This is a genomic window from Bacillota bacterium, from assembly GCA_013314855.1.
Lineage (GTDB): Bacteria > Bacillota > Clostridia > Acetivibrionales > DUMC01 > Ch48.
In genome coordinates this window covers 19,916-27,198 of sequence record JABUEW010000056.1, presented here as the reverse complement: position 1 = coordinate 27,198, position 7,283 = coordinate 19,916, and the positions used below count along the sequence as shown (strand labels likewise).

General features: G+C 34.0%; 5 protein-coding genes. All 5 read right to left on the bottom strand.

Annotated elements, in window-relative coordinates; all coding sequences use genetic code 11:
* Positions 1-588: 588 nt before the first annotated feature.
* Positions 589-1,152, bottom strand: coding sequence for a hypothetical protein (locus HPY74_11040; protein ID NSW91183.1), 564 nt, complete (start codon positions 1,150-1,152; stop codon positions 589-591).
* 108 nt (positions 1,153-1,260) lie between these two features.
* Positions 1,261-2,424, bottom strand: a complete 1,164-nt coding sequence (locus tag HPY74_11035; GenBank protein ID NSW91182.1) for an aminoglycoside phosphotransferase family protein — start codon at positions 2,422-2,424, stop codon at positions 1,261-1,263.
* A gap of 239 nt (positions 2,425-2,663) precedes the next feature.
* Positions 2,664-3,695: a carbohydrate ABC transporter permease gene (locus HPY74_11030; protein ID NSW91181.1), complete on the bottom strand. Its 1,032-nt coding sequence runs from the start codon at positions 3,693-3,695 to the stop codon at positions 2,664-2,666.
* Positions 3,682-4,632 (bottom strand): sugar ABC transporter permease, encoded by a 951-nt coding sequence (locus HPY74_11025; protein ID NSW91180.1) that lies wholly within the window; start codon positions 4,630-4,632, stop codon positions 3,682-3,684. Before HPY74_11025 ends, HPY74_11030 begins: the two co-directional genes overlap by 14 nt.
* Positions 4,633-4,648: 16 nt before the next feature.
* Entirely contained in the window at positions 4,649-7,279 is a 2,631-nt protein-coding gene (locus HPY74_11020; GenBank protein ID NSW91179.1) for a hypothetical protein, read from the bottom strand.
* Positions 7,280-7,283 lie beyond the last annotated feature (4 nt).

The window sequence follows — 7,283 nt, the reverse complement described above, 5'->3', positions numbered from 1 at the left end:
ATGGCAATTTCTTCAATCCAACTCGCTCCTCTCTCGCACCCTAATCCGATCCTTTCAATCCCTTACACATTATTTATTTAACACACTCTTGAATAATTTTTATTTAATTCTTTATTAATGATTATAGACCATTTACTTGATTATTACAATCATTACAATTATGAAATTAAATATCAACAATCCGCTTTTTAAAATAAAATATGCATTTCTATTCCCTATAAACGCAACCTTTATGGGTTGCATTAATAAAAAGCAACTAAAATAGGTTGCACAGTATATGTTATTTGTAAATTTTTACATTTTTTTGATCATTTTCACATATAATGTTGTGATGTTTCGTATATAATATTGTAATGTTGGCTACATTGATGTTATTAATATTAGAGTATATATGGATCGAAAAGAATAGACAGCCAAGTTATATTTCTATTTTAATCAACTCCATATTTTTCAACATTTTTCGGGTGGTGCCAGGTACACATTCCGGACTATACTGCACATTTTATCATACTTCGCAATCATGTCCTCAGCCAACGTCCGGGAATTTTTCCTTTAACATGAACAAGATTCAACAACTTTTTTAATGATTCATTCACGACTTTTACCCCCCCCTATTATATTTTTTTCTTTGAATTCCTGAAAAACACTCCTATCACAATAAACCCTGTATTTAGCTTTTAAGTTATTCCTTAAAGCTTTAACAATATGCGAAGCTTCTCCTAAATCAACTAAACTTCCAAATTTATCAATAAGCCATATGTGTCCAGCATCTTCGCTTCTTTTTTCCCCAAAAAGATAGTCATCTTTATATGCCACATCAATATAACTGTCTTCTACAAAATAATACTTCTCATCCAAATTCTTTTCCCTAAAAAATTCAAATACTCTTTTATAATCTGCTCCATCCAATAATTGCATATTTTCAGTCTCAGCAACAAGTTTATACAATCTTCTATTAATAAAATTGCCGCATAAATATCTTAACAATTCATCTTCACTTTCACTTGCCCACTTATTAATGTACGTTATTAACATAAAATCATCAAGCTTAAGATAATTCTCTATGTTAATATTACCAGTTAATACTTCTAATATACAATTGTCTACATGTCCTATCTTTTCTTTTTTTCCCTTATCAATCAGTTCTTTCAACCTCAGAAAAATATTTTGTATAAGTTTTTCAGCCGATCGGGTAGTCTTGTGAAAATAAACCTGTTCATACATGTGATAACGGGAAATAATAAAAGCAATCTCCGCAAATTAATATAATACTTTTGCAAGTTCCAACGATTTTCGATATTTTTTAGCCGGTGCCATGTACACATCCCGGACTATCTCGCACATCTCATCGTACCTTTCAATCATGTCTTGAGCCAGCCTTATCTGGCACCTTGCCCTGTCAAGGTTGTGGTTTGGCCTGTGTATGCGGAAATATTTATCGCCGTTAATGTGGTCAGCAAGGAAGCGCGATGCCAGTTCTATTGTAATAACTACAGCTCCAAGTGCCATATTCTCAAGTTCATTCTTTGTTAAAAAATCTTTTGATGCACTTATGAATCCCCTTGTAAACTCTATATAATTCTCCATGTTCAAACCCACTCTTGATAAATCGGTTTCATCCTCCACCGCAGTATTTGCTGCAAAACGCACAGCATCACCAAAGTCATACATGCTTAATCCCGGCATAACAGTATCCAGATCGATAACACACAGCAGTTCACAGGTATCTTTATCCATAAGTATATTGTTATACTTGGTATCATTGTGGGTGACGCGAAGAGGTAATTCTCCCCTGTTTTGCATATCCACAAGCCTTGATGCAAGTGAATAGTATCTTTCAAAAAAACTTATTTCCTTCATAACCCCTTTAACCCTTCCCAGTGGGTCAGCAGTCACCACCTTAAACAGGTCATCTAACCTTTTCCTGGTGTTGTGGAAGTTCGGAATAGTCTCATACAGTTTTTCTATTGGAAAACCGGACAGCGCATACTGAAAACGCCCAAAGGCATACCCTGCGCTTCTTAACACTTTTGGGTCTTCCACAGTTTCATAACTTACCGAGTTTTCAACATAAGAGCACACGCGCCAGCAGCTGCCATCGCAGTAAATATAGTTTTCCCCGCTTTTACTGTCAAGGAAAGTTATAATATCACAGTCAGGCTTGTTTTCCAATAAGTTCCAGTACCTTGTAATCTCCTTGATATTGTGCATTACCTTTGACGGTTCTTTAAAAACATAATCATTTATTCTCTGGAAAACATATTCCCTATACTTCCCCGGCGAATTACTGTCTACGGAGAATTTAACATAATATGTATCATTTATATGGCCATTTAAGTACTTTGAGTAACCTTCTATTGACCCCTTAATATCGTAATTTTCGCTCACCCTTTTGAGCATTTCTAATGTTTTAGTATCCATCACAAACCTTCCTTCTCATTTTTTAACTCTTCAATGAAATATTTCATCCATCCCGGTTAATTATATCATATCATGTACCACTAAAAACAAGTAAAAATAAAAAAGGACCCCTTTTTTAAGGATGTCCCTTCAAGATTTCGTCATTCTGAATCTTTTTTTACCAGGGTAAAAAGAACTGGGGGGTCTATTCTATATGGCAAAGGTATCTCCGGTTCCATAACTAGGAATGTCTGGTATTGTTTTTAGCCGACAATACCCGAACGTTCAAAATTTTCAACAAGCTTTTTCTGAACCAGAAAATATACCACCAGTAACGGTAACATATATAATATTACTGCTGCCTGCTTTACCGCATCAAAAGCAAAGGTGGTTACGCCCGGGGCATCAAACCATATACTTACTGCTCTTAATACATTACTCACATTTGCTGACATAAATGTTTGGGTTAATCTGATGCTCAGGTAAGGTCCATCGGGTTGGAAATAAGCAGTATAATATGTATCGCCATAATTCCAGACATAAGCTAATGTTGCAACTGTAACTATCGCCGGAATAGCATTTGGCAAGGCTATTCGATAATAAGTCTTATGAAAACCGCACCCATCGATTAAAGCTGCTTCTTCAAGCTCAACCGGCATACCCCTGTAAAACTGTCTGAAAATAAATACAAAAAGGCTCTGCTTTACTCCAAAGCCAAAAAACGCTATTATATATAATGCATATGGCTTATTTATAAGGTCTATTGTACTTCCGGTTAAAGCTTTAATAATCCCAAATATATCAAAGTTCTTAAAATGAAGATACTGTGATATTAATAAAGATTGAGGAGGAACAACAAATGTAACAATTACCAGGAAAAAGAGGAAATTACTCCCTCTAAACTTAACTCTCCCCAGTGCATAACCGGTCATAGAACAAATAAACAGCTGTATAAACGTAATAATCGCTGCATATCCAAGGGATTGAACCATTACCAGTCCGTTACCGTATATTAATCTAATCGCTGCCCTAAAACTTGTAACCGATCTCTTGATAGGCATCCATATAACATCAGGATTACCAAGATCTTCTATATCGCAAAATACGACAGGTAACGTTTTTAGAAGCGGATATAATATTGAAAAGCACAATCCAAGTATCAGCGATGCCAAAAATATTTTATATACAATATTCGCAATCTTTTGTTTTACTATATATGTATTGCTTAAAAGTCCCTCATACCGAACTACAGATAGCTTATTAAATGCATTGAAAAAATTATTAGTAAATCTCACTGTGCCTCACGCCACCTTTCCTGCTTCTTAATAACAATATTAAAATTCCTAAATCTAAAAGTATATTAAACATGTAAACTGCAGATAATGCAGAACCTATACCAATATTATTTTTCTTAAACGCAAAAGTGTATATCTCTTTTGTTATGGGCGATGCTAAAAACAGGTCAACAAAAGTATATATTAAAACAAATAGGGTTACATTTGAAAGCAATGGTAAAGTTATCTTCCAGAAAACATCATAACTGTTTGCGCTTTCTATTTTAGCTACTTCATACAGGGAAGGATTAATGGATTGCAGCCCCGCCAAAAAAATCAATGTCTGTACGCCTGATTGTGATATAAGATTAAATATATTAGAAACTACACCTGACATAAACCTGGTGATACTAACAGGTAAAAAGGTATAAGAAATCAGCACATTCATCAGCCTTGTATTATCTATTACACTATCAACTGCGGCATCAACAATATCTCCACCCGTGGAAATCATAAGATGATTGGTAACAACTTTGATTCCAAGAACTATTGGAAGAAAGAAGATAACACGAACAACACTTCTGCCTTTATACTTCATATTAATAAGAATTGCCAGAAACAGGCTGAAGATAACAATGAGAGGAGTATTTACAAATATATTTATATTTTCATCTAGAAAAACCCTTGCAAACTGCCGGCCTCTGCTGGATACCTCTGTTCTAAATAAATCAATATAGTTCTGTATCCCGGTAAACTCAAATTGTATCCCTCCCTCTTCAGCAACACTGACAGAATTGAACGAATACAGTATAGTATTAAACATAGGCATTATAAAGAATACAATAAACCCCACCAACCATGGCGAAATAAATAACAGTGCATTAAGCCTGCGAGATGTTGAATAGCTTATTCGCTTTAATTTTACAGTTTTTTGTTTCACTTTGCCTTCCTGTTTCACTTCGATTCCCCCCAAATTAATTACTCCGGATAAAATAGCCCAGTGCTTCAATTTCGTTTCCATCAACATTTACCGGATATTTATTGTAATTTACTATAACGGTAGTTCCCGATGCATATTTTGTTTCAAAAACATTTTCTGTAAGTATTCTATGTCCTATAATCTCTTTTGAGTTGATTTTTTTATATCCTGATTCATATTCTTCATAAAACTTGTGAATGGTATCACGAAGCTCGCTATACTGAGTTGAAAAATAGTAAGAAAAACTTGTATTTTTCAGCAGGTCAACACTCTTTTCGCATATGGTAAATTTAGGATAACTTCCTAGCTCAAGTGCCTGTAATATATAATACCTGCTGCTTTCTTTGGACATATTTACATTGAGTGTGGTATATTCCACTAACCCGTTCATTACTAATTGTCTGAATGGTATAGAGCAATATATTGTTCCGAAATCGCTGCTCTCCCTTGAGATATTTATAGCATATTTACCATAAATCATCCTGTCAATATTAGGATTATTTATTGCAAGAGTTTTTTCCTGTGCCAGCCTAGCAAAACTATCGTGGATAATTATGTTGGATTCTATCGGATCAATCATTTCTCTTGGATTATAATTTGCATAGTACATATATCCCATATCATTTAAAGTTATACTCTCAAACTCCTGCGTACTCTTAATAAAGCCTTCAATAATATAATTAAAATACTTTGGATTAATAATGTAATAGCTGTTGCTTCGTACATCGAATATTCCTGTAGCTAGATTATATCCCATTATTTCTACTGGTTTTCCATTAAAGCCGCGAAGTGCAAATATTTTTTTACTGAATCCATTTCCACGTCGATATACTTTTGTTAAATCGACCCCCAGATAAAATTCATCACCACTCCTCATAACATAATCTTTAAGAAGCTTTAGTTCCTGCCTGGTTCCATTTTCCTTTACTAGTTTTGCATTATTCATCATTTTGTTGTTGATTCCCTCATTAAAAGCACCATTATAGCTTATTACTTTGTTAATAGGCTCCATATCTTTTAGGATATTCAAAAGTTCACTATAAGTAGTCATTGAAATTACTTTATTATAGGGTATACCAAGAAATCTATCCTGTACCGATAAAGCTCCAATAACTTCTATAAATAGTTTGGGTTTATTATCATATTGAATATTAAGATTATATTTCTTTATTAAATAGTCTCTGTATTCCATTGCCATGTTAAAATAAGAAGCATTTTCCGGTAATAATTTATATCTTATAATAAAATCCATGTTAATCATTCCGGTCACTGCCAGGTACCTGGCATCATTAGTGCTATAAGGTCCAAACACTTTTACACGTGAATACTGTGTTGAATCGAAGGACACAAATACTTTATTATAAGGTGTACCCCCACTTTCAATATTTTCACTGCCTAGTCTTACATTTATATAAGCTGTATGCGCACCTTCTTCAACCATCCCTAAAAAGCCTTGCATATGGCTTTCCTGATTTTCGAACATCATTCCGAATACAGGCATATAAATCTCTTCCGGATATTCAGGCATTTCATAAAGGGTATTATAATAAGTATTATTATATATAGGCCTGGTATATTCAGGATATTTATCATTAAAACTGTTAAATTTAAATAATGCCCCTGCTCCGTCAGGCACCAGTATATAGCCTTCATCAGCCGCATTAGCAGGCATAAGCCCAAAGTTAGGTAATACCATGATATTCTGGAGTATGTAGGAATCATTCCTATTTTCTATTTCATATGTTGGAATTCTTACAACAAAGTCGTTTTGTTCCAAAGTGGCTTCCATAACCACTTCAAATTCTGCAGGTTCAACAATATTAACAGTTATACCGAATTCCTGGCTGTCTTGAATGAGCATTTCCCTGGTATATCCGACTTCTTTTGAAAGCTCAATCAACAAATTAACAACAGATGCTGAAGGAGAACCGGAAAACTTATTATAGTAACAATTATTCTTCTCATCTTTCTCATATATCATAAATAGAACACTTTTATACCTTTCTGCCTTTTCCTCACTTAATGTGCCATTAGAAACCTTCTCTTCCAATTTGTCCAAAAAAGCTTCCCGGAAACGCTCTATTGATATTTTCTTTGGCATGTATTCTTCTAACCTGGTTGAATCGGTTTGCACAAAGTTAAATACAATCCGGACCCCGTTTTTGATTTTATAGATATCATATTTCCCATTGCTTATACAATATTTATAAGCTGACCACTCATATATCTTGCTATCTCTTCCCAAAAATTTAATTATAATGGGGGATTTCTCATATTCTGTTGCTTTATCATCACCATCATATATAGAGTTCCATATTGCACCAGTTTCAACATCTTCAATTCTTATGTTTAAAGATGTAGTATCAATATACATTTTCTTGTCCGAAGTATCAGCAACAAGCACTTCACCACTCTGTGCAGGTATTTGTTCCAACGGTTCGGATAAACCTATCGGAGTATATGAAGGAATGGTCTGACCTTTTGTTATATTATTTTTAATAAACAAAGCACTAAGTGTTAAAATTATAATCAGTACAATAATTACAATGATTTTAAGATAACCTGGTTTTAGTTGTTTTAAATTTTGAATACCTTTCCCAAATGATGTAACTCCGTTATTGCTCATCTTT

What these genes read in the sequence shown, in the direction of transcription:
- HPY74_11020 (NSW91179.1), bottom strand. Translation starts at nt 7,279, where the DNA reads ATGAGCAATAACGGAGTTACATCATTTGGGAAAGGTATTCAAAATTTA.